21 protein-coding genes are annotated in these 22,756 nt (G+C 69.6%); 18 read left to right on the top strand and 3 right to left on the bottom strand.

Features of this window, described 5'->3' with window-relative positions:
• Positions 1–3 precede the first annotated feature (3 nt).
• Entirely contained in the window at positions 4–291 is a 288-nt protein-coding gene (locus AIF0345_RS00430; RefSeq protein ID WP_285296803.1) for a transposase, read from the bottom strand.
• A 116-nt stretch (positions 292–407) separates the two neighbouring features.
• On the opposite strand from AIF0345_RS00430, the gene AIF0345_RS00425 reads away from it, so the two are divergent.
• The 3 genes from AIF0345_RS00425 to AIF0345_RS00415 all read left to right on the top strand — a co-directional run bounded on the left by AIF0345_RS00425 (position 408) and on the right by AIF0345_RS00415 (position 2,839).
• Positions 408–1,256 carry a sensor histidine kinase gene (locus tag AIF0345_RS00425; RefSeq protein WP_285296802.1) on the top strand — a complete coding sequence of 283 codons (849 nt, stop codon included), beginning with the start codon at positions 408–410 and terminating at the stop codon, positions 1,254–1,256.
• Positions 1,253–1,921 (top strand): response regulator transcription factor, encoded by a 669-nt coding sequence (locus AIF0345_RS00420; RefSeq protein WP_043564266.1) that lies wholly within the window; start codon positions 1,253–1,255, stop codon positions 1,919–1,921. The genes AIF0345_RS00425 and AIF0345_RS00420 overlap by 4 nt, the downstream gene beginning before the upstream one ends.
• 186 nt (positions 1,922–2,107) lie before the next feature.
• Complete coding sequence (locus tag AIF0345_RS00415; protein ID WP_268918743.1) at positions 2,108–2,839, top strand: class I SAM-dependent methyltransferase; 732 nt, start codon at positions 2,108–2,110, stop codon at positions 2,837–2,839.
• A gap of 110 nt (positions 2,840–2,949) precedes the next feature.
• Here the strand turns inward: AIF0345_RS00415 and AIF0345_RS00410 are convergent, their stop codons facing one another.
• On the bottom strand, positions 2,950–4,332 hold the full coding sequence (locus AIF0345_RS00410; RefSeq protein WP_285296801.1) for an amino acid permease: 1,383 nt from the start codon (positions 4,330–4,332) through the stop codon (positions 2,950–2,952).
• A 98-nt stretch (positions 4,333–4,430) separates the two neighbouring features.
• Here AIF0345_RS00410 and AIF0345_RS00405 point away from each other — a divergent pair, with 98 nt between their 5' ends.
• The 8 genes from AIF0345_RS00405 (at position 4,431) to AIF0345_RS00370 (ending at position 12,143) form a co-directional block, all read left to right on the top strand.
• Complete coding sequence (locus tag AIF0345_RS00405; RefSeq protein ID WP_285296800.1) at positions 4,431–6,176, top strand: DUF2079 domain-containing protein; 1,746 nt, start codon at positions 4,431–4,433, stop codon at positions 6,174–6,176.
• Positions 6,166–6,639: a FluC/FEX family fluoride channel gene (locus tag AIF0345_RS00400; protein ID WP_229118609.1), complete on the top strand. Its 474-nt coding sequence runs from the start codon at positions 6,166–6,168 to the stop codon at positions 6,637–6,639. Before AIF0345_RS00405 ends, AIF0345_RS00400 begins: the two co-directional genes overlap by 11 nt.
• Positions 6,636–7,082 carry a fluoride efflux transporter FluC gene (locus AIF0345_RS00395; RefSeq protein ID WP_285296799.1) on the top strand — a complete coding sequence of 149 codons (447 nt, stop codon included), beginning with the start codon at positions 6,636–6,638 and terminating at the stop codon, positions 7,080–7,082. The genes AIF0345_RS00400 and AIF0345_RS00395 overlap by 4 nt, the downstream gene beginning before the upstream one ends.
• Before the next feature lie 102 nt (positions 7,083–7,184).
• The gene (locus AIF0345_RS00390) at positions 7,185–7,703 is read left to right on the top strand and encodes a nodulation protein NfeD (protein ID WP_043564274.1); all 519 of its coding nucleotides are present in this window, start codon (positions 7,185–7,187) and stop codon (positions 7,701–7,703) included.
• A gap of 55 nt (positions 7,704–7,758) precedes the next feature.
• Positions 7,759–9,186, top strand: coding sequence for a flotillin family protein (locus tag AIF0345_RS00385; protein ID WP_285296798.1), 1,428 nt, complete (start codon positions 7,759–7,761; stop codon positions 9,184–9,186).
• Between the two features lie 110 nt (positions 9,187–9,296).
• Positions 9,297–10,130: a DsbA family protein gene (locus AIF0345_RS00380; protein WP_268918080.1), complete on the top strand. Its 834-nt coding sequence runs from the start codon at positions 9,297–9,299 to the stop codon at positions 10,128–10,130.
• Between the two features lie 249 nt (positions 10,131–10,379).
• Positions 10,380–11,324, top strand: coding sequence for an ROK family glucokinase (locus AIF0345_RS00375; RefSeq protein ID WP_043564277.1), 945 nt, complete (start codon positions 10,380–10,382; stop codon positions 11,322–11,324).
• Between the two features lie 684 nt (positions 11,325–12,008).
• On the top strand, positions 12,009–12,143 hold the full coding sequence (locus AIF0345_RS00370) for a hypothetical protein (protein WP_268918081.1): 135 nt from the start codon (positions 12,009–12,011) through the stop codon (positions 12,141–12,143).
• A gap of 13 nt (positions 12,144–12,156) precedes the next feature.
• On the opposite strand, the gene AIF0345_RS00365 is transcribed toward AIF0345_RS00370, so the two are convergent.
• Entirely contained in the window at positions 12,157–12,531 is a 375-nt protein-coding gene (locus AIF0345_RS00365) for a hypothetical protein (RefSeq protein WP_268918082.1), read from the bottom strand.
• Between the two features lie 490 nt (positions 12,532–13,021).
• On the opposite strand from AIF0345_RS00365, the gene AIF0345_RS00360 reads away from it, so the two are divergent.
• The 7 genes from AIF0345_RS00360 to cas2 all read left to right on the top strand — a co-directional run bounded on the left by AIF0345_RS00360 (position 13,022) and on the right by cas2 (position 22,623).
• A complete protein-coding gene (locus AIF0345_RS00360; RefSeq protein WP_268918083.1) occupies positions 13,022–13,993 on the top strand; it encodes an alpha/beta hydrolase family protein in 972 nt (323 codons plus the stop codon).
• A 283-nt stretch (positions 13,994–14,276) separates the two neighbouring features.
• Positions 14,277–15,458, top strand: coding sequence for a type I-G CRISPR-associated RAMP protein Csb1/Cas7g (gene cas7g, locus AIF0345_RS00355; protein WP_273166584.1), 1,182 nt, complete (start codon positions 14,277–14,279; stop codon positions 15,456–15,458).
• Positions 15,458–17,011, top strand: a complete 1,554-nt coding sequence (gene csb2 / locus AIF0345_RS00350) for a type I-G CRISPR-associated protein Csb2 (protein WP_285297864.1) — start codon at positions 15,458–15,460, stop codon at positions 17,009–17,011. Before cas7g ends, csb2 begins: the two co-directional genes overlap by 1 nt.
• Positions 17,008–19,644: a type I-G CRISPR-associated helicase/endonuclease Cas3g gene (gene cas3g / locus AIF0345_RS00345; RefSeq protein ID WP_285296797.1), complete on the top strand. Its 2,637-nt coding sequence runs from the start codon at positions 17,008–17,010 to the stop codon at positions 19,642–19,644. The genes csb2 and cas3g overlap by 4 nt, the downstream gene beginning before the upstream one ends.
• Before the next feature lies 1 nt (position 19,645).
• On the top strand, positions 19,646–20,656 hold the full coding sequence (locus AIF0345_RS00340; protein WP_268918085.1) for a hypothetical protein: 1,011 nt from the start codon (positions 19,646–19,648) through the stop codon (positions 20,654–20,656).
• A 42-nt stretch (positions 20,657–20,698) separates the two neighbouring features.
• Positions 20,699–22,324 (top strand): CRISPR-associated endonuclease Cas1, encoded by a 1,626-nt coding sequence (gene cas1, locus AIF0345_RS00335; RefSeq protein ID WP_311136096.1) that lies wholly within the window; start codon positions 20,699–20,701, stop codon positions 22,322–22,324.
• Positions 22,324–22,623: a CRISPR-associated endonuclease Cas2 gene (cas2, locus tag AIF0345_RS00330; RefSeq protein WP_285296796.1), complete on the top strand. Its 300-nt coding sequence runs from the start codon at positions 22,324–22,326 to the stop codon at positions 22,621–22,623. The genes cas1 and cas2 overlap by 1 nt, the downstream gene beginning before the upstream one ends.
• The last annotated feature ends 133 nt before the right edge of the window (positions 22,624–22,756 follow it).

Genomic DNA, 22,756 nt, shown 5'->3' with positions numbered 1-22,756 from the left:
CGGTTACCGGGACTCCTGCGCGAAGAAGGAAGCCGCTTTTTTCAGGAAGTCGATCTCCATCCTGGCCTCTCGCAGCTCGGCACGCAGCCTCCTGCTCTCCGCCGACTGCTCCGCACCGACCTCGGAGTCCACGGACTCCGGGTGGTCCTTCCTCCATTTCTTGACCCAGTTTCCCACCGTCTGAGGAACCAGGCCGTAGGACCTCGCCACCTCGGCTATTGTCCGGTCCTTCTCCACGACCTCAAGGACGACCTGCTCCTTGAGCTCACTACTGAGTCTCTGTGCCGACATAATCAGATTATACCTCATCTCTCAAAACAGTACTCTTTCCACCACTGTCCAAGAAACACCAGGCACCTCACCTGGGCCGCTTTCTGCCGGTGTGGCCGGCGGTGTCCTTCCTCCTGATGAACATCCTGGTTGATGTCGTGTCCGTGCTGGTGCCATCGCCGGGGGCGGATGGCGCCGTCCATGTCGGCGGCCTGCTCTTCAACCTGTTCATGGGCGTGCTGCTGCTGCCGGTGGGTGCCGTCCTGCGCGCGCTCGAGGCCGCCCGACGCAGGGAGGTCCGCCGGGCCGGCGAGCGGCTGGAGGAGATGCGCCTGGAGATCGCGCGGGAGATGCATGACCTCGTCGCCTACTCCATGTCGCAGACCGCCCTGCGGGCCCGCAGGGCGGCGACCGACGCCTCGTACTCGCCCGAGGCCCGCGAGGAGTTCGCCGCGGTGGTCTCCACGGCCTGCGACGCCCTCCACGAGCTGCGCCTGCTGCTGCGCGCCCTGCGCCAGACGGCCCCCGCGCAGGAGGCGGAGGCGACGGCCGCGGCCGGCCTGGGCCACGTCGTCGTGGACCTCGATGCCGCCGTCCAGGCGGTGAGCGACGACGTCGCCGCCGCGGGATTCGACGTCGTCTTCCGCCGTGTCGGCCAGGACGCCCCCAGCCGGCTCCAGGCGACCACCCTGTCCCGTGCGGCCCGCGAGATGGGGGCCAACATCGTCCGCCACGCCGACCGCGCCCGTCCCGTCACCCTGACACTGACCCTCGGCCCCGACGTGATCCGCCTGGTGTCCACCAACGGCATCGCCGAGGACGCCCCCCGGCTCCCCCGCTCCGGCACCGGCATCGTGGGGATGCGCGAGCGCCTCGCAGCGATCGAGGGGACCCTGACCACCCTGGCCGAGGACGGCGCCTGGATGGTCGCCGCCACCATCCCGCTCGACCCGCCCCGCCCCACCCCGTTGGAGAGGATCCCATGATCAACGTCGGACTCGCCGACGACGACGCCCTCGTCCGCCGCACCCTCACTGACACTCTCACCACCACCGAGGACATACGCGTCGCCTGGGCCGCCCGGGACGGACAGGAGGTCCTCAGCCTGCTGGGCTCGGAGGACCCCGCCGTCGAGGTCCTCCTCCTCGACATCCAGATGCCCCGCCCCGACGGCATCGAGCTGGCGGAGACCCTCCACACCGAGCGCCCCGAGCTCGGCGTGCTGATCCTGACCACGTTCATCGCCGACACCGTCCTGGAACGCGCTCTGGCCGCCGGAGTAAGAGGATTCCTCGCCAAGGAGGACCCGATCACCACCCTGGCCGACACGATCCGCCACGTCGCCAGCGGCAACACGGTCCTGTCCCCCAGCTCATCAGCGATCATCGGCCGACGAGCGAGCCCTCCCACACCCAGAGCGCCGACCACCACCCCCACACCAGGAGCCCTGCCCCCGGGCGTCACGCTCTCCCCCCGCGAGCTGGAGGTGCTCGCACTCATGGCCGAGGCGCTGTCCAACAAGCAGATCGCCCGCCGCCTGGGAGTCAGCCAGGCCACCGTCAAGACACACGTGTCAGCCCTGATCGCCAAGCTCGGAGTCCAGGACCGCGTAGGCGCCGTCGTCCACGCCCTGCGCAACAGGCTCGTCTGACCAGCTCAACCCATCAGCCCACCCAGTCGCCCGATACACCCGCACCCCGCAAGGAGAAACCTGGACACCACCAGAAACAACAACCCGTAGAAAGGCACCGACATGCCCCACCCCACCTCCAAATACCCGTGGAACCTGCGGCAGTGGCTCTTCGGCTGACTCCCAGCACGCCCCCAGTAGAACACCATGCCCGTCCCCGATAGCTCCATCCCGCCGCTGCACCGGGGCGCCGGGGCCCGCCGCCACCACCAGCTCCGGCTGCGAGACCGCACGGAGGTGGCGGCGGCCCTGGAGGGCCTGGCCGACCTGACCGGCCCCGGCCTGGCCGACCTGCGCGTCCTGGAGCTCGCCTGCGGCTCCGGCCGCCTCACCCTGCCTCTGGCCACAGCGGGCCACCGGGTGCTCGCCACCGACATCGACCCGCAGGCCCTGGAGCACCTCTCAGCCGGTCTCGCCCATCACGCCCGGGCCGCCGCACGTATCGAGCTGCGCACGGCCGATATGACCGCCTTCTCCTTCGAAGAGTCGTTCAAAGCCGTCTGCCTGTCCACCAGCTCGATCACCCAGCCGGCGCCCTCACAGCGCCGCCGCGTCCTCGAGCTTGCCGCCGGCCACCTGGCACCCGGCGGCGCCCTCATTATCTGCACCGAGTACCTGCTCAACGAGGCCCCCGCCACGGCGTCGTACTCCCCGGAGCACGGCATCCGGCTCCACGACGAGGCCGACCAGGACCGCCGCCACCTCACCCTGACCTGGGGCCAGGAGCGCTACGCCTCCGACCTCTTCGTGGTTCCGCCCTCATGGATCTCCCACGCCTGCAAGGACCTGGGACTGACCGTCACCTACCGCCACTCCCGCCCCGACCCGGCCCTGGCGGGCCGGGCCAACGCCGTCATCACCGCGCTCAAGCCCCAGTAAGCGCTCAAGGCTCGGTAAGCGGTCAGTCCCTGGCAGGCGCCCAGGCCCGGGCCTCGGGCAACAGAGACGCGCCAGCGCCCAGAGCCGGTGGGTTCGGGGGAATCCGCGCCTCAGACGGAGGCGCGCCGGCGCACCGAGTGCACCCACCAGGCAACACCCAGCGCCACCAGCCACAGCGGCGAGAGGGCCACGGCCAGCCGGGTGTCCCTTCCCTGCGTCAGCGTCCAGGTCACGAAGACGAAGAACACCAGGGCCCCCCACGCCGAGGCCCGCCCGCCGGGCATGCGGAAGGCGCCCGCCCTGTGCAGCTCGGGGCGCAGGGCGCGGAAGCGCAGGTAGGAGACGATAATGACGCACCACACCAGGATGAACAGCACGCTGGCCACCGTCGTGACCGCCACGAAGGCCCTCATGATCGAGGATGACATGTACAGCAGCGGGATCGAGGTCAGCAGCGCCGCACAGGTGACGAGCAGCGCCGGGCCGGGCACGCTGCGCGCCGTCAGCCTGCGGAAGACCCGCGGGGCATGCTCGGCCCACGAGAGCCCGAACAGCATCCTGGACGTGGAGTAGATGCCGGAGTTCGCGCTCGACGCCGCGGCCGTGAGCACCACGAAGTTGACCGCGCCCGCGGCCACCCCGAGCCCGGCCAGGGCGAACATGGACACGAACGGGCTCGAGTCCGCCGGCACCTCCCACCACGGCGTGACGGCCATAATGGCCGCGAGCGCTCCCAGGTAGAAGATGACAATGCGCACCGGGATCGCGTTGACGGCCTTGGGCAGGGTGATCTCCGGGTCCTTGGCCTCCGCGGCGGCGGTACCCACCAGCTCGGTGCCCAGGAAGGAGAACACGGCGATCTGGAAGGCCCCGACGAACCCGTGGAACCCGTTGGGGAACAGGTCCCCGCCGTTCCACAGGTTCGCCAGGGAGGCCTGCGCGCCCTCCGGCGAGCGGAACCCGATCGCCACCATCACGACCCCGATCACCATCAGGGCGAGAATGGCGACGATCTTAATGATGGAGAACCAGAACTCGATCTCGCCGAAGGCCTGCACGGTGGTGAGGTTCAGCCCCAGCAGCAGCGTCACCGTGGCCACCGGCGCCACCCACAGCGGCAGGCCGGGCAGCCAGAAGCTGATGTAGGCCGTGATGGCGATGACCTCGGCGATCGCCGTCACCAGCCAGCAGACGTAGTAGGTCCACCCGGTGAAGAACCCGGCCCAGGGGCCGATGAGGTCGTGGGCGACGTCCGCGAAGGACTTGTACTCCAGGTTGGACAGCAGGACCTCGCCCAGGGCCCGCATGACGAGGAAGAGGACCCCGCCGATAATCGCGTAGACGACGAGCACTCCGGGGCCGGCCTTCGAGATCGCCTGGCCGGAGCCCATGAAGAGCCCCGTGCCTATAGCGCCCCCGATCGCGATGAGCTGGATGTGCCTGTTGGTGAGCCGTCGTTGCAGCTGGTGGTCCTGAGCGATCTGCTCGGCCATAGGGATCTCCTCGGGATGGACGGACGCGGGCAGCCTACCCGCGTGCGATGGCGCCCGTGTTTCGTCGGCCCAGATGGCCTCCGATAGGCTCAGAGGTGATGATCACTCCTCGTCCCTTCGGACAGACCGCCCGCGACGCCGCCACCCGCCGGCTGTCCGCCGCCCTGGATCGCCTGCCCGCCGCCCTCGTCGTCGTCGTGGGCGCGTGGGTCCTCATCGCCTACTCCGTGGGCCAGTGGCGGTCCCTGACGGTGCCGAGCTGGGACCTGGCGATCTTCGCCGAGCTCGCCAAGGACTACGCCCATGGCCAGGCCCCGATCGTGTCGATCAAGGGCGACGGCTACAACCTCCTGGGCGACCACTTCCACCCGATCCTCGTGCTGCTCGGTCCTGTCTGGCGCCTGTTCCCCACGCCGCTGGCGCTGCTGGTGGTCCAGGACCTGCTCCTGGCTGTGTCGGCCTGGCCGCTCACCCGCCTGGCCACGCGCCTGACGAGACGGTCGGTCGCGACCGCGCTGGGCCTGTTCTACGTCCTGTCCTGGGGCATCCAGGGCGCAGTTCAGGCGCAGTTCCACGAGATCGCCTTCGCAGTGCCGGCCCTGGCGTGGGCCTCGGTCGCCTTCGTCGAGCGGCGCTGGCGGGCGTGCGCGCTGTGGCTGGCGCCGCTGGTGCTGGTCAAGGAGGACATGGGGCTGACCCTCGTCATGGCGGGCGGCGCCATGGCCCTGCGCGGCTGGCAGGACGCGCGCGCGGGCCGGACCGACGACGACGGCGGGTGGGCGCGGTGGCTCCCCGGCCGGTCCGCGCAGCTTTCCGGCCGGTCCGCGAGGACCCGGGCCGGCATGCCGACCGCGGTACGGGTGGGCGCGTACGCGGCCCTGTTCGGCCTACTGGCCTTCGTCCTGACGGTGTTCGTCATCGTGCCGCTGCTGAGCCCGACCGGCGCCTGGCAGTACGGGCTGAACGGCAACGCCGCCGACGGCATGCCGACCGTCCCGAACCACGGCAACCTGCTCGACCGGCTGTTCTCCCCGCAGGTCAAGGTCGCCACGCTGTTCATGCTGGTGTGCACCGCCGGCGGGATCGGCCTGGCCTCGCCGTGGATGACGCTGGTGCTGCCGACCCTGGGATGGCGCTTCCTGGCGGACAAGGAGACATACTGGGAGTGGAGGTACTGGCACTACAACGCCGTGCTCATCCCCATCGCGCTGGGAGCGCTGCTCGACGTCGTCGCCCGGCTGCGCGAGCGCCGGGCCCGGCGAGCCGGCGAGCCGCCCGAGAAGCCGACGGAGGCCACTGGGGCCACCGAGCCGGCCGGCCCGACTGGCCCCGCCACTCACGCCGGCCCGACCGACCCCGCAGGCCCCACGGCTCCCGGCAACCTAGCCGGCTCCGCTGACCCCGCCGGCGCGGCCAACCCGGCCGGCCCCGCCGGCTGGCTGGCCGCGCCCGTGTGGGCCCGCTGGGTCGTCGCCGTCGGCGTGGTGATCCCACTGATCGCCGGCGTCAAGACCGCCCCCCACCTGCCCCTGTGGACCATGAAGGACCGCGCCGCCCAGTCCACCCGCTGGGACGCCGCCCAGCAGGTGATCGACACCATCCCCGAGGGGGCGAGCGTGGAGACGGACCTGACGCTGCTGGCCTACCTCGTGCCCAAGGCGGACGTGTCCTGGGTGGGCGCCTCCCACGAGGCCAAGGACTACGTCGTCATCGACTCCCGCTCCACGGCCTGGGGCGGCCGGATCCCGCGGGACGCCGCCCAGTGGGCCGCGCAGAACCGGCACGCCGCCTACCAGCTCGTGCTCGACGTCGACGGCTTCCAGGTGGCCAAGCGTGTCGGGTGATCCCCGGAGGCCGCAGGACCGGCCCGGCCGGGCCCTGGTCGCCGTCGGGCTGGGCGGGGCGGCCGGCACGCTGGCGCGCGCGGGCCTGGAGGCGACCTGGCCCCACGACGCCGCCCACCTGCCGGCGGCGACCCTGACCGTCAACCTCCTCGGCGCGCTCCTGCTGGGCGCCCTGACCGGGTTCCTGGCCGCCGCCGGCCCCGACGAGGGCGGCCGCAGGCTGGTGCGGCTCGCCGCCGGCACCGGCCTCATGGGCGGCCTGACCACGCACTCCACCTACATCCTGGAGGTCGCCGGCCTGTTCCGGCACGGACGCGCGGCCCTGGCGGCCGCCTACCTGCTGGGCTCGCTCGCGGCCGGAGTCGCGGCCGCGGCCGCCGGCCTGGTCCTGGGCGGGCGGCTGGGGCGGGGCCGCCGGGCCGGGCGGCCACCACGACCACCCCGGCGGGAGGCCGCCTCATGACCGCGGCGGTCTGGGCGGGGCTCGCGGTCGGCGGCGGCCTGGGCGCGATCGCGCGCTTCACCGTGGACGGGCGCGTGAGTGCCGCCGTGGCCCGACGCCGGGCGGCGCGCACCGGCCCGCCGCGGCGCGGCGCGCGATGGGCCGCCGTCGTCCCGCTGGGCACGATCGCCGTCAACCTGACGGCCTGCTTCCTGCTGGGCCTGCTGGCCGGGCTGGCCGAGGGCGCGCCGTCGTTGCCGTCGCAGCTCTACACGGTGGCGGGCACGGGCTTCCTGGGCGGCTACTCGACCTTCTCGACGGCGAGCCTGGAGGGGGCCCGCCTGCTCCTGGACGGCCGCGGCGGCGGAGCCCTGGCGCACGCGCTGGCCCTGACGGCGGGCACGCTGGCGGCGGCCGCCGTCGGCCTGTGGCTCGGGTCGGCTCTGCGGCCGGTTCTGCCATGACGGGCATGACGGGTCCTTGTCCCCATCACACGCGCACGCCCGTCGTGGAAGAATCGCCCCGGAACCTTCCCATGCGTCCTTAATTCGAGCAGAGAGCCGGGCATGACTCCTTTTATGTGGTGCGCCGTCATCGGTTGCGGAATCCTGGCGCTGTCCCTGGTGCTCGACGGACTGTTCGACGGTCTCGGCCTCGACGACACCGGCTTCGACGGCGCCCTGCCGGTCATCGCGACGGCCCTGGGCGTCTTCGGGGCTGCGGGCGCCGGCGTGCAGGCCATGACCGGTCAGATGGCGGGCCGGCACATGGCGACGGCGGTGCTCATCGGCGTGCCCCTGGCGGCGGCGCTGGTCGCGGGCGCGGGCACGCGGGCCCTGTGGGTGCGGATGCGGCGGTCCATGCCCCGCAACGCCGTCCCGCTGACGCCGGGCGAGCTGGTCGGCACGGAGGTGCGGATCATGTGGTGGAAGGACGGCCGCGGCGAGGTCATCGCCAGCTCGCGCGGCCACCAGCTCACCCTGGAGGCCCGCTCCGAGGAGCCTCTGCGCGCCGGGTCCACCGCCGTCGTCCTGGAGGCGGCCGACGACGTCCTGGTCGTCACCTCCCTGGCCCTCGACGCATGAGGCGCGCCAGTCCACCCAACACCCGTCCGCTACATCACATGCACAAGGAGACCATATGATGCTCTACGCGATCATCGCGCTAGTCGTCCTGGCTGTCCTGCTGGGGCTCTACATGCTCTCAAGGGTCGTCGTCGTACCCTCCAACCTGACCGGTCTGGTCGCCGGGTCCACCCGCAACGGCGAGATCAAGATCATCCGGCCCGGCGGACGCGACTTCGTCCTGCCGATCATCCAGTCGATCCAGTACCTGCCCTTCACCCAGAACACGATCGGCTTCCGGGTCACCGCCGAGGACGAGAACAAGATCAACGTCAACGTCTCGGCCGTGGCCGCCGTCAAGGTCGGCGACTCCGACGAGCAGGTGCGCGCCGCCGCCAAGCGCTTCCTCGGCAAGCCGAACACCGACCAGGCGATCGCCGACTCCGCCCGCAACGCGCTCATCGGCTCGCTGCGCTCGATCGTGGGCCACATGACGATCACCGACCTGATCTCGGACCGCGACGCCCTCCAGCAGAACGTCTTCGACGACGCCAAGTCCGTCATGGCCAACATGGGCCTGGAGATCGACGTCCTGCAGATCTCCGAGATCACCGACGAGGGCGGCTACATCGAGTCCCTGGGCGTGCCCGAGCAGCAGCGCGTGGAGAAGGACGCGCGCATCGCCCGCGCCAACGCCGAGCGGGAGGCCAAGGACGCCGAGGTCACCTCGCGCCAGCAGATCGCCGAGCGCGAGCGCGACCTGTCGTTGCGCCAGGCCCAGCTCAAGGCCGAGACCGACAAGGCCCAGGCCGAGGCGGACTCCTCCGGCCCGCTGGCGCGCGCCGCCAAGGAGCGCGAGATCGCCATTATCGAGCAGGAGGCCGCCCAGGCCAAGGCCGCCCTGACCGAGCGCGAGCTCGACTCCACGGTGCGCAAGCCCGCCGACGCCGCCCGCTACCAGCGCGAGCAGGAGGCCGAGGCCGCCAAGGTCGAGTCCATCCGCAGGGCCGAGGCCGAGGCCGAGCGCACGCGCCTGGACGCCCAGGCCCAGGCCCAGGCGACCGTCGCCCGCGCGGAGGCCGAGGCCCGCGCCACCGCGGCCCGCGCCAAGGCCGAGGCTGAGGCGATCGCCGCCCGCGGTCGCGCCGAGGCCGACGCGGTGCAGGCCGCCGGCGAGGCTGAGGCGAAGGCCATGAGCGACAAGGCCGACGCCCTGGCCAAGTACGGGCAGGCCGCCACCCAGCAGATGGTGCTGGACAAGGCCCCCGAGATCGCGCGCGCACTGGCCGAGCCGCTGGGGTCGGTCAAGGACCTGTCGATCATCTCCACCGACGGCGCCTCCGCGCTGCCCAAGGCGGTGGCCGGCAATGTCGAGCAGCTCGACGCCGTCATGCGCTCGCTGACCGGCTCGGGCCTGACCGACATGGTCAGCCGCTTCATGGACGACAGGGCCGACAAGGGCGACAGGGCCGACGGCGCCGTCAGGCGGTCGCACCGGGCCTGAGGCGCCCGGCCCCGCCCTGCGCCCGGGTCTGCTTCTGAAGAGGCGGGACGGCAAGCCAGCGGAACGGGCGATCGGTGCGGCGGCGCACGACGTCTGACAGACTGCCGTCCATGTCGATCAAGCCCCCCGCCGACCCGTCCACCAGCCTCGGCCTCACCCCGAAGCAGTCGGGCCAGCGCGCGATCATCGTCCTGCTCCTCGTCATCGCACTCCTCCTGGCCGTGGTCGCGGGCCTCCTGCTGACCCGCCGGCTGGCGCCAGCCGCGACCACGTCGTCGGCGAGCCCTGCCCGGGAACAGGCGAGCTCGGCCGCGCCTCAGCAGGCGGGGCAGGCGCCGTCGGCGCAGGAGACCTCCGCCCCCTCGCTGACCGACCCGCAGGCGCTGGAGGTCGTTCACGGCGAGGTCGCGCGCAAGGCCGACGACCCCCGCGCCAAGGGCAAGACGGATGCGCCGGTGGTCATGGTCATCTACTCCGACTTCGCCTGCCCCTACTGCACGATGTTCGCCCAGGAGGTGGAGCCAGCCCTGGCCGACCTGGTCGAGGACGGCACCCTGCGCATCGAGTGGCGCGACCTCGCCCAGATCACCGAGACCTCCCCGCTGGCTGCCCAGGCCGGGATCGCCGCCGGCGAGCAGGGCAGGTTCTGGGAGTTCCACGACGCCGTCTACGCCGCCGCGGACCCCCAGGGCCACCCGGAGTACACCGAGGACTCCCTCGTGGACTTCGCCAAGCAGGCGGGCGTGCCCGACCTCGATCGCTTCCGCACCGACATGAACGACGCCGCCACCGCCAAGGCGGTCACCGACGCGAAGCAGCACGCCTACGACATCGGCATCCAGGGCACGCCCTTCATGATCGTCAACGACGCGGTCGTCAGCGGGTACCGCCCGGCCGACTACATGCGGGCCACGATCGCCGAGCAGGCGGCCAGGGCCTCCTGACCCGTCCGCCCCGCCCGCTCCTTCCACCCTCGCTTTCCCGCCCGCCCCTCTTTTCGCCAAGATCGGTCGTATTCCGGCTCGAGATCGGTTCACTTCCGCACCGAGATCGGTCGGCGGCTCGGGGCGCGGCTTCGACGTCGTGCGCACAGGTCGCCGTCGGGGATAGAGACTCGGCATCCGCCTCTGGGATAATTGATCGGTCTCATCACCTTGCCGGCGAGGATGTCGGCAGCACCCCAAGGAGCAGCGATGGCACTGAGTATCGGCGTGGACGTAGGCGGCACCAAGATCGCGGCGGGGGTGGTCGATGAGGACGGCGCGGTCCTGGCCACCGTGCGCCGGGACTCCCCCGCCACCAGCCGCGAGGCCATCTTCGAGACCATTGCCGCGGTCGCGGGCGAGCTCGCCGCCCAGTACGACGCCCCCACCATCGGCGTCGGCGCAGCCGGCTTCACCTCCTCGGACCGCAACACCATGGTCCACGGCACAAACCTCGACTGGACCGGCGCGCGCATCGCCGACGAGGTCGGCAGGCGCACTGGCAAGCGCGTCGTCGTCGAGAATGACGCCAACGCCGCGGGCTGGGCCGAGGCCCGCTTCGGCGCCGGGGCAGGCAAGGCCAACGTCCTGGTCGTCACCCTGGGCACCGGCGTGGGCGGCGCCATCATTATCAACGGCCGGCTGGTGCGCGGCGCCGCCGGCTTCGCGGCCGAGATCGGCCACATCAACGTCGTGCCCGACGGGCGCCCCTGCGGCTGCGGCCTGCGCGGCTGCCTGGAGCGCTACGGCTCGGGCACCGCCCTGGGTGTCAACGGCTGGGAGCTGGCCAAGTTCCGCCCCGACTACGCGGCGCGCATTATCGAGTTGTCCGGCGGCGACCCGAACAGGATCTCCGGCAAGGCGGTCACCGCCGCCGCCCGCGAGGGCGACCCCGCGGCCCTGGAGTGCTACGCCCGCCTGGGCGGCGCTCTGGGCTCGGGCCTGGCCGACCTGTGCGCCGTGCTGGACCCCGAGATTATGATCCTCACCGGCGGCCTGACCGAGGCCGGGGACATCCTGCTCACGCCCGTGCGCGAGGGCCTCGATGCGCACCTGACGGCGCGCGCCCACCGCCCCGCCATTCCGGTAGTCATCTCCGGCTCCGGCCAGAAGGCGGGCCTCATCGGCGCCGCGGACCTCGCCCGGCAGGACTGACGACGGCGGCGCCCGCCGGCGCTGCACAGCTGATCCCCTGGGTGGCCGGACCTCGTCGACGAGCGAGCGCAGCGCGTCCCCGGTCTCCCGGCACGCCCGGGGCAGCGGCACTCCGCGGCGCGAGCAACGCGTACGCTCAGCCGGTCTCCCGGCACGCCCGGGGCAGCGACCGGCGCGGTCATCCCAGCCCGCCCCGCCGTACCGGTCTCCCGGCACGCCCAGGGTGGCCCCGCGTGCCCGCAGCATCCGCGCGCCTGAGGCGGGCGGGGCAGACGGACGCCCGACTGCACGGCCGGGCGCCGGGTCAAGGGATGTCAACCGTTCGTTCGCGACTCGCTCCGGGCAGAACCGCGGAATCATGCGGAAAACAGGTTTCAGTGAACGGCGATGCATCCCTCCCATGTGCGCAGACCCCCCTGTGCGCACATGGGAGCCGGTCAGCCGGCCCTGGCGCACCCACAGAAACCGCGGAGTCTCAAGGAAAAGTGGCTCCTGTCTCGCACGGTCCCCTTCCTCCCATGTGCAACTCGCGCGAGAGGGGCCCGCCCTCGCGCAAGATACGCACCCACAGCCGCGAACCAGGGCCGCGAGCCTGCTGACCGGGCACCGAACATCGAACATCACGGCCGCACCGTCGGCCAGCGCGCATCCGCCCCCGGGTGCGAAAAAGTCGGCCGAGGGGCGATGACGGCCTTCTCCGTTCCCGACGACGTCAACGACTACGAGGTCGGGCCGGGCGCCGTCATCCGCCAGACCCGCGAGCCCTACTCCGTGACCGCGGGCGCAAACGGTCCTGGTGTGGGGATACAGCTGACATAGCCGATACGACGGCTCAGCGGATCAGCGTGTAGCCGCCCATGTCCAGCGGCGGGTCGTAGGCGGCGTGCCAGCCGATGAGGGCACGGTCGAAGGAGTCGGCGTAGTAGCACCGCCCGACCCGGATGACGGCCCGCCCGCCGCCGTAGGCGATAACCATGTCCTCGCGCGCGGTGCACTCGCGCGCCTCGCCCCACAGGTGGCTGCCAGCCAGGAGCGCGGGGTCCTCGGGGGCCTCCCAGATCGAGTCGGCGCCCTCCGCCGCATGCTCCAGCAGGTCAGCGATGCAGGCGTGCCCGCGCCGCCGGGCGGCCTGGGCGGGGGTGGCGCCGTCCGCCCCGACGGCGGGGGTCGGCGCCCTGCGGCCGGCGGGATGGTTCGAGGCGCTCATCATCCGCGATTGTCCGGAACCTGCGGCTGGAGCACAAAGGCAGTCTCCGGATGACCGCTCCCAACGGGACGCGGGCCGGGCGGCGCGGCGAGCCCCAACGTCAACGGAGGTTCGTCGCGTGAACGTACGTTCACGTTCCGGCTCGACACCGGTCCGCACGGCCCGGCGCCCGCCCCCGCAGGACCGGAGCCGAACACCTCGACGACCAGCCCCGGACGGAAAAGGTGGCTCCTACGCACTTTTAAGACGCTCACCGCCCCGGACATCGTGAGAATCGGCGAGTTTCCGCGGTTTGGCGGCGCGGACCGGACGACGCGGGAAGTTAAAAGTGCGTGGGATGATCATTTTTCGAGGCACAGCGGCACCCGGCCGGGGCCCAGACCAGTCGACGCCGCTCTGCACTCGGCCAAGACGTTCGAAGGAAGACCGTCAAGGGGCTGTAGGGTGCGCGGAACACGGCTCCTGCCCCGGAGCCGGGAAAGGAGAGAGCTTGACCGGACCGAGACCCAGATCAGGACTCAGCCGCAGAGCCGTCGTCGGAGCCCTGGGAATTGCCGGAGCGGGGGTGGTCCTGAGCGCCGCCTGCGGGACCGGCACCTCCGGCCACGAGTCCGCCCCCGCCGAGCCCACGGCCAGCGGTACCGCCCAGGCCTCCGCCACGCCCGACGTCGTCGATCTGGCCAGCCTGCCGTCCTACGACTACGAGGTGCGCGACCTGAGCGTGACCAGCCAGGACGAGGACATGGCGGGGCGCCTCTACGTGCCCACCGCAGGCGGCCCGGTCCCGCTGGTCGTCTGCTCCCACGGGCTCCTCGGCTCCGTCGGCGACCTCGACCCCACGGCCCGGGCCCTCGCCGGGGTGGGGCTGGCCTCCTACTGCGTCGCCTTCCGCAATGGCGGCCCGGAGGCCGGGGACACCACGCGCATGTCGGTCATGACCGAGGTCGACGACCTGGAGGCCGTCCTGGCCGCCGCACGGTCCAGCGCCGGCGGCTGGGAGGCCATCGATCCCCAACGGATCGTCCTGCACGGCGTCAGCCAGGGCGGCGCGGTCAGCACCATCACCGCCGCCCGCCACCCGCAGGAGGTCGCTGGGCTGGCCCTGTGGTACCCGGCCTTCTCCATCACCGACGACCTCCATCAGGCCTTCGGCTCCCTGGACAAGGTCCCCGAGACACTCACGGCCGGGCAGTACAGCCTGGGGCGCGTCTACGTCGAGGACATGTGGGACTACGACGTCTACGCCGACATGCCCCGCTACACCTCGCCGGTCCTCATCGTCCACGGCACCGCCGACGCCACCTCGCCCATCAGCTACTCCGAGCGGGCGGCGCAGACCTTCCCCGACGCCGAGCTCGTCACCATCGACGGCGCCGGCCACGGCTTCTCCGGGTCGGCCTGGGATCGGGCCATGGGGAGCACGGCCGCCTACCTGCAGCGGATCGGCGTGCTCGGCGGCTGAGCTCTCAGTGACCGGGGTCCCGACGGCGAGTGCCGAGGGGCGGACGGCGGCGCGCGGCAGGTACCGACGGCGGGGAGCCGCCCGGTACCCGCCGGACGGCTCCCAGGGCGTGCGACTCGGCGCCCCCTGGCGTTGATAGAGCTGCGAGGGCCCAGACACCGCCACGGCACCAGAATCGGCACTCCCCGATCTCCCCGATCCTCAGTCTGTCGGCAATCTCACTAGTACGCTGGCAGGCGGTGCGAAGCCGCGCCGCCACCCACCTCAGAGAAGAGAACTACCCATGTCCCACATCTCGCTCGACGATCTACTGGAGGCCTGCAGGCCGGGAGGGGCGAGCGTGCTCACCTCGGTCACTCCCCTGGAGCCAGCCGCCGGATCGCACGCCTCTGTTGCGCCCGCCAAGTTCCTTAGGGGCAACAGTCCCGTCTTCGCCTTCGAAAGGCGTTACGTCGATGGCAAACCTGTAGATGTGGCCCTCCTCGACTCCAAGCAGTCGCAGGGCAATCGTCTTGAGGCGGCCGTCTCAGCCGCGGTGGCGGACGGAGATCCGGTGCTCTCGAGCTTGCCGCGGATCGAGCTCCGATTCGAAGACGGCCCGACCTACTCCGATCTCGACCTGCCCCACCGCGCCTTCGACGGGCAGATCCGTGCCGGGACTATCGGCGGGAGGCCCGCCACGGACCACCCGGACTACAGGGCCCTGCGCGACGCCACCCCGTCCCACGCGAGGGCGCTGCTCGAGCGCAGTCCCATGACGCTGATCCTGGGAGGCTGGGACTCCTCAAGGCGCAGCCACCAGGGGCGCTACCGCAGCATTCTCGTCGGGGAGATCATCGGCGTCCTCGCCGACCAGGACACCAGTGGGCCAGATCAGACCTCCATGCGGGGAGGCGCCCGCATCGACCCGCTGGGGGCGCAGATCAAGCTGTCCGACAAGGCCATCAAACTCATCGCTGACCAGCAGAAAAGCGAGCTGACCAAAAAGACCTACGACAGCGCCGTCAAGAACAAGAAGGCATCCACCCTCGGCCTCGGCGGGATCGCCCCGAGCCTGGACCAGCTGGGAGGAGTGTCCTGCCGAGAGATCATCCGCTCCCACGTCCTCAGCTTCGCGGCCCTGCGCTCCCTCCGCTTCGACTGTGAGACGACCGAGGGCAATGTCGCCTGCCGCGCGCTGCTGGCCGCCCTCGCCCTCAACGGGCTGGCCCGCTCCGATGCCGAGCTCCTTCTGCGCGCCAACTGCGACCTGGTCGAGTCCGAGCCGGCCAGAGTGACCCTGGACAAACGGTACGGGGAGAAAGCCGCCTTCAAGGCCCTGACCATCGATCAGGCCCAGGAACTCCTGTCTGCCGCCTTGGAGCACGCCCGCACCACCGCCGGTGTCGCCTGGGACGGCTCGGTCCTCGCAGTCACCGGCAACCCGGAGATTCTCCGGGCGGCCGAGGACACCCGGGACGAGTGATGGCCGAGACCGGTATTATCGCGCGTTTCCCACTCGGGGTCTACCATGGGCATCGCTCTGGCAGCGCCACCGACCCACTCCCCGCACCCGCGCGCCTCTACTCCGCACTCGTCAGTGCGGCCTACCTGGGCACCACCGCCGACGTCGAGAACTCACAACCCCGTGAGGATATCGCCCGGGCGCTGACCTGGCTGGAGGACCACCCGCCCACCGGCCTGCGCCTGCCCGCCAGCATGGGCGTCACTCCGAATAAAACCGGTTGCAAGACCTACCGGGAGACGGTGCTCTCGAAGAAAGGCCCGAAGCGGGAGCCGAAGGTCATCTCGGACGGGGTCGCGATCAACGGCGAGATGGCGTGGAGCTGGGACGCCATGCCGACCGAGGTTCATGAGGCGCTGATGGCGCTGTGCCCCGACGTACCGTGCCTGGGAGAGATGGATAGCCCTGTCGTCCTGGAGGTCACGGCTGTTGAGCCCTCCTGGCGCCGGGATCCCGACGCCACCGCCTTCACGCCGGGGGGCATCCGTTTCGACGTCGCCCAGACCGGTCGCCTCGATGAGCTCCGCAAACAGCACGCCGAGGCTCGACCGGGCAGGCCGCCCACTGCCGCCAGGGACCGGTGGCACCCGTCCGAGGAGGAACGACCAGTGCCGCCGTCCTTCGACTGCGTAGCGCCTGCGCGCTTCGCGCCTGTCGAGCCGCCCGTATCGGCGGCTCCGTGGAAGGAGGTCTTTGCCTTCGCCACCGGTGGGGACATCCCTCCGCAGCGGCGCGTCGGCTGGTGCGTCGCCTTTCACCGGGCGCTGGTATCCCGGATCGGGGACGGCGCGCCATCGACTGTCACCGGTCGTTATGCGCGGGAGTCGCCTCGGGCCGTACCGCCCAATCGGGTCGCGATCCAGTACATCCCGGCAGCGCTCGCCGGCATTAGCGCGCTCGCGGACATTCCGACGCCGTCGGACCGCGGCATCTTCCTGGTCATGCTCCCACTCGGAATCTCAGTGGATGACGCACAGGTGATCCGCGATGCGCTCGTGGGCATGACGCAACTGCGGTCTCGGTGGGGCAAGGCCGCGCTGGCCCTCGTACCGGAGGTCTTCGGGGCCGAGGGCTTCTGGAGGCCCGCCCCTTCGGGTCTCAGCAGGCTGTGGTCGCCGACGCCGGTCGCCGTACCCGAGGTCACGCGTCAGCGGGGCCGCTGGTGCTTCGAGGACGCCATTCTCCTTTCTCTTGGATTCGTGTGGCGCAATCAGATGAAGGCCGCCGGCCGTGGCAGGCAGGCGTACCGCGCCACTGCCGACGAAGTACGCAGCCGTGGTGCGAGCGTCCTGTGGTACTCGCGCGAGACCAAGCACGCGGACGCCTATGTGCACCGGATCCCCGACGGGCTTGTCGCCCAGCCCTACCGCGCGCTCATTGATGCGGGCGACCTCATGGGGCCGACCCTCCTGGCCGCGGTGGGGCAGAGCAGGCACCTGGGCGGGGGGCTCCTCGCCCCCGTCGATGTGCCGCCGGACCTCACGGCATCACCCGGAAAAGGGGGCGCGTCATGATCTCCGTCGAGGACTTCCCGGACTTCTTCGAGGCCATCCACGGACCGGGCGTGCGCCCCTACCGGTGGCAGCGCAATCTGCTGGCGCACCTGGCGGAACGGGGAACATGGCCCGAGAGCATCTCCGCGCCCACCGGGGCGGGCAAGTCGAGCGTCGTCGAGATCCACGTCTTCGCCAACGCACTGGCGGCGATCGGTGCGGGTGCCCGCGTCCCCCGCCGTATGGCGGTCGTCGTCAACCGGCGAGCACTGACGGACAGCCACACGGATCGAGCCCGCCGTATCGCTGAGCGACTCCGCGCCGCCGTCGGTGATCCCGGTGTCCTGGGAGATGCGGCCCGCGCGCTGCTGTCTCTGGAGCCCGACGACGTCGAGGACCGCCGGCCGCTGACCGTCGCCGCCATGCGCGGCGGGCTCGTGACGGACCGCGAGTGGCTCAACCACCCCTCGGCGTGCGCCGTCCTGGGGATGACGCCGGCCATGTGGGGGTCCAGCATTCTCTTCCGGTCCTACGGGGCGCCGCGCCGGGCCAGGCCGCGTCTTGCCGGACTGCTTGCGCTCGACTCGGTCATGGTGCTTGATGAGGCCCACCTCAACCGCCAGCTGCTCGTGACCGCGCGCCGCGCAGCCGATCTGGCCCGACCCTCTGCGGATAAACTGCACATACCCGGGCTGGATGTCGTCGCGGTGTCCGCGACGCCGCCCGAGGCCGACGAGCGGGGGCTCAGAATCCTGCGCGAAGATCTCGCCGAGGACGAGGAACTCGCTCAGCGTCTTCTGGCTCCCAAGGACGCCATCTACGTTCCCGTTGACGCATGGCCTGCCAACGGCCGTCCGACCAAACACTACCTGGATGCGCTCGTCGAACAGGTGGTTGGCGCTGCGACTCGGGTTCGGCAGGCCGAGCAGCCGGGGTGCCGAACCGTCGGTTGTGTCGTGAACCGTGTGGAGACGGCGGTCAAAGTGACGGAGCGCCTCCGCAAGGATGGTCTGGAATGCAGGCTCTGGGTGGGGCGAATGCGCCCTTGGGACCTTCAGCAGCTGCGCGCCCAGGAACCCGGCCTGTTCACGGTCGAGGGGCAGCCGGGCGTGGATGTCCTGGTCGCAACTCAAACGGTCGAGGTAGGAATCGATCTGGATCTTGCCGCCATGGTCACGGAGCTGGCCTCCGGCAGCGCCCTGGCGCAGCGCGTGGGCCGGGTCAATCGGCGCGGACTGCGCGGTGCAGGAGAGGTGATCGTCGTCGGGCCCCCTGAGGACAATCCGATCACCCGGGATCTCCTGCCGTACGCGGCCGAGGACCTGACTGCGGCGAGGGACTGGATCGTGGGACGTTCAGGGGAGGACGGCGGCCTCGGAGCGCTGCGTCTCAGCGAGGTCCCATCGCCATCGGACAAGCCGCGCCGGATCCTGTGGCAGCGTCCTGAGCCGTGGAATGTGTCCCTGTGGGCGAAGACGTCGATGGACCTCTTCGTGGAGCCCGAGCTTGAGCTCTGGCTCCAGGACGATCTCTCCCCTGACGACAGCGGGGCCGGCATCGTGCTCCGCGAGATCGGAGACCTGCCGGACCGCAACGCCGTCGAGACCCTCATTGCGGCGGTGCCCCCACAGGATACTGAGGTGTATCCAGCGAATGTGAGAACTCTTCGGCAGATCGTCAGCACCCTGCCCGAGAACATTATGGAATCTGCATTCCTGTGGCGTCGGGATCAGCTTGTGGATGAATGGCCGGCCTCTGAGGCAGAGGATTCTGCTGCATCCATTCAACCCGGCGACATTCTTGTCGTCAGCGTCAAGGCGCCGGTACTCAACCAGGGCGTGGTGAGCGCGGACGGCGCGTCCGGCGGCCTGTGCGTTCCTCCACCCGAGCTTGAGGGAATTGCTGAGATCATCGTCGACCCGGATCGCTTAGGGGAACTGTCCGAATTGGACTCCGAGGATCTTGATGAGCGTTTCCCGGGATCTATTGTGGAGTGTTCATTCGGTCCCCTGGGTGCGCCGGTCTGGCTTGTCAGACGCGAGATCCCCAAACCTGACGACGAGGCGGATGAGCGATCCGCGTGGACCCGGAGCGGGAAGGTCACTCTGGATGCTCATGCCACCGCGGTTGCCGACCGCAGCACTGCGCTGACGCGGTCCGCGGGGATTACCGGCGCAGCGGAGCATGGGGTGAGGGAGGCGGCGCTCTGGCACGACGTCGGGAAGGAAGACGAGCGTTTCCAGAAGGTTCTGGGGTACAGAGGCGGTCCACTGCTGGCCAAGAGCGGACGCCGCAGTCCCCGTGCCGCCAAACGGGCTTGGGCGGACTCGGGTATCCCGCCGGGATGGCGTCATGAGCTGGCATCGGCGGCGGCCTTCTGGAAGGCTGCGCAGGAGGGGAGCCGGGACCAGGACTTGCGAGATCTTGTCGTCCGTCTGGTGGGGACAAGTCATGGGCTGGGGCGGCCGACCTTCAACCATGACGCCCGGGCTGCGGGTCCCGGACACATGGAGGCGCTCAGGGAGCTGGTCGACGAAGGTGAGTGGGAGGCTGTTATAGCCCGGACCGACCGCCGCTGGGGCCCTTGGGGCACGGCCTACCTTGAGGCGCTGCTCCGCGCCGCCGACTGCTCGATCTCCTCGGAAGGGAAATGACATGATGCGCGTTGGAGGCTCCTTCACCAGTGCACTCACCAGTTTTGCCGGACTGGGAATGGCGCTCATGCTGGAGGAGGCCGGTATCACCCGGGTACGGCTGGGGTGGACCGACACCGCGGAACCGCGATTGATGATCTCCGGCGAAGGAGTGGATGACCTCGGGATCGCCAGGATCGTACATGCTCATGCCACTCGGAGTGCGACGGACGACTCCTGGCTGGAAATGAGTCTTGAGGAGAAGCCGTGGTCGAGTGGCACCGCCGTCTTCAGCCCGAGAATCAAGGAGGCCCAATCCGACGAGGAGTGGCACTATCTTCAGATCAGAAGAAGCCAGGGGATCGACCAGGTGATCGAAGAGAGCCGCCGGTGGCTGGACCTTGACCTTCTGGGCGCCCTGGGCGAGCCCGCTTACTGGCGCTTCAGGAGGAATCATCCGGATCCCGATCAGGGCGCCAGTCGGTGGGAAATGAAGACCAGAAACCACGGGGGGGAGTTCGTCGGGGATCGCCTGCGCTCTCTGGCCGGTATTGTCGCCGGTAGAACCGTCGAGGGAGTTCTTGAGGGAATCAACGGGAGCAGCACTGTCGATGAGGCGTACAGGGGCAAGCGATCCGATGAGTCCCGAACTGCGACGGGACTCGCAAGACCACGATTCACCGACTCGGCTCTGGCCTGGTGCGGTTTGTGGGGACTCGCCGCTTTCCCGGTCGTTCACAGGGTGCGATTCCCGTCCACGACCGCAGGCCACGTCCGGACGGGCCGCAGGTCAGAGGAGCTTGTCGTACCGGTGCTTATCGGGCGCTACTCCGTGGAGCGCTGGCGCGCTGTTATCGTCTCGTCCCAGGTGCTGGCCGCCGTGGGCGACGATCTGACAGTTCGACGAAACGCACGTCAGTGGCTGACTCGGCACGGCGTCCGTGCAGTCCTTCATTTTCCGCTGCAGATGACGGACAACAAGTTCCCGGAACGCTATCTGGGCGACGGTCGGAACGAACTGCTTACCATCTGAAATGTGCACCTAATCATTGATCAGAACAAATATTAGAGAAACATGGGGACGATCATGGGGACGCGTCTGCAAGATGATCCGATACCAATCAGTCTAGTACTTCACTCGATATTCTGCGAGCGCCGAGCATGGATCGAGTCGGTCGGCGAGCATACCGACACGATGCAAATGCAAGCCGGCACGAAAGCGCACCGACGGAGTGACTCCACTGAAGCCAGCCGCCCGGGTCGGGGAGAGCATCGAGCCGTCGACATTCGTAGCGAGGCTCTAGGTTTATCGGGGCGCTGTGACGTGCTGGAGGGATTTCCCGGAGGCACATTGACCATTGTTGAGTACAAGGCGACTCCAGTCAGACGTCGTCCCGAGGTCACGGATGCCAACAGGATCCAACTGGCACTGCAACGTCTGTGTCTCGAAGAAATGGGAGAGCGGGTAGGCGGCACAGAGATATATTTCACCGGGCACCGACGCCGCGTCGAGGTGGAACTGACCGATGCCGACCGACAACGCGCCATGGAGGCCTTGGACCGCACCCGGAAAATCGTGTGCGCCAGTACCGCGCCGTCCGCCCTGGTTGACGATCCTCGCTGCCGTTGGTGCTCGCACGCTTCGGTGTGCCTGCCGGACGAACGGACCGAGGAGACCGCTCGGCCCCGGATCCTCGCCCCTCAACCCGACGCCCAGGTGGTCCACTTGTCCACTCCAGGAGCGCGAGCCTCGCTCAAGGCGGGAAGGATCGAGGTCCGCAAGGGCGAGGAGAGGCTTCTCAGCATTCCGCTGGAAAGAGTCTTGAGCCTAGTGGTGCATGGCAACGTGGACGTCTCCTCCGCTTTGCTGCGGGAACTGTGCTGGCGAGACCGCCGAGTAATCTGGTGCTCCTGGTCTGGACGCGTCATCGGGTGGTCCACGGGAACTGACGCCCCCAACGGCCTTCAACGTGTGCGCCAACACGTGGCGAGCGCGGAAGGGAGACTGGATATCGCTCAGGCAATGATTGCCGCGAAGATAGCGAATCAGGCAACTTTACTGCGACGCAATGGAGATCGTGCCGATCTCGTTGCGGATCTGCGCAGACTTCAGAAGCGAGCCGAGAATACTCCGAGCCTTGACGACCTGCTTGGCATTGAAGGAGAGGCGGCTCGCGCATACTTCGCCGGACTGCCTACCATGTTGGAAGGAGCAGCAGCGGCTTTCGCCGTCAAGCGGTGGAGCGGACGCCATCGGCGTCCCGCTCCTGACCCGATTAATTCTGCCCTTGATTACACCTATGCGTTGCTTCTGGGCGACTGCATCCGGGCGACTGCGGCCTGCGGACTGGATCCTCATGCCGGATTCATACACTCCAGTTCGCGGAACAAGCCCGCCCTGGCTCTGGATCTCATGGAAGAGTTCCGAGCACCCGTGGCGGACTCGGTTGTTGTACGCGCTTTCCGCAATGGCGAACTCAGTGAGGAGGATTTCTGCGGAGTCTTCGGGACGTGCCGATTATCGGATCGCGGACGCAAGCAGCTCATTGCCGGGTTCGAACGACGGGTAGAGACGACCTTCCGGCATCCACTTTTCGGGTATGATGTCACCTGGCGCAGAGCAATCGAGGTGCAGGCGAGACTGGTACTGGGTGTCATCGACGGCACTCAGCCAACCTACCGTGGAGTGAGGGTTCGCTGATGCGCGATGACGCCAGGAGACTTCTTGTGGCCTATGACGTTCCGGCTGACCGCCGCCGAGGGCGGATAGCACGTTGTTTGCTGGAGTATGGCGACCGAATCCAGTACTCGGTCTTCATCGTTGATGCTGCTCCGGCGAAGCTCTTGCGGATGCGCGCCGATCTTGAAGAGATCGTTGACCTCGAGGAGGACTCTGTACTGCTCTGCGATGTGGGCCCGCTCACTTCGGTAGACGAGGATCGGTTCTCCTACATCGGTCTGCATCGGACCGTGACTCCCGACGGCCCGCTCATCGCTTGACGCGAGCGCTCCAGTAGCACGCAACACGCCGGGGAGCGCTCGCGCCTGTTTTTCACTGGCATACCAACGATGAGGAAGACGCGAGGTGCTCCGCCGAGAGCGTTGCGCACGTTGAGCGGCGGAGCGCTCGCGC

This window comes from Actinomyces israelii (assembly GCF_030253495.1).
Lineage (GTDB): Bacteria > Actinomycetota > Actinomycetes > Actinomycetales > Actinomycetaceae > Actinomyces > Actinomyces israelii.
Note: the sequence above shows the minus strand (reverse complement) of the source record. Positions and strands in the feature narration are given on the sequence as shown.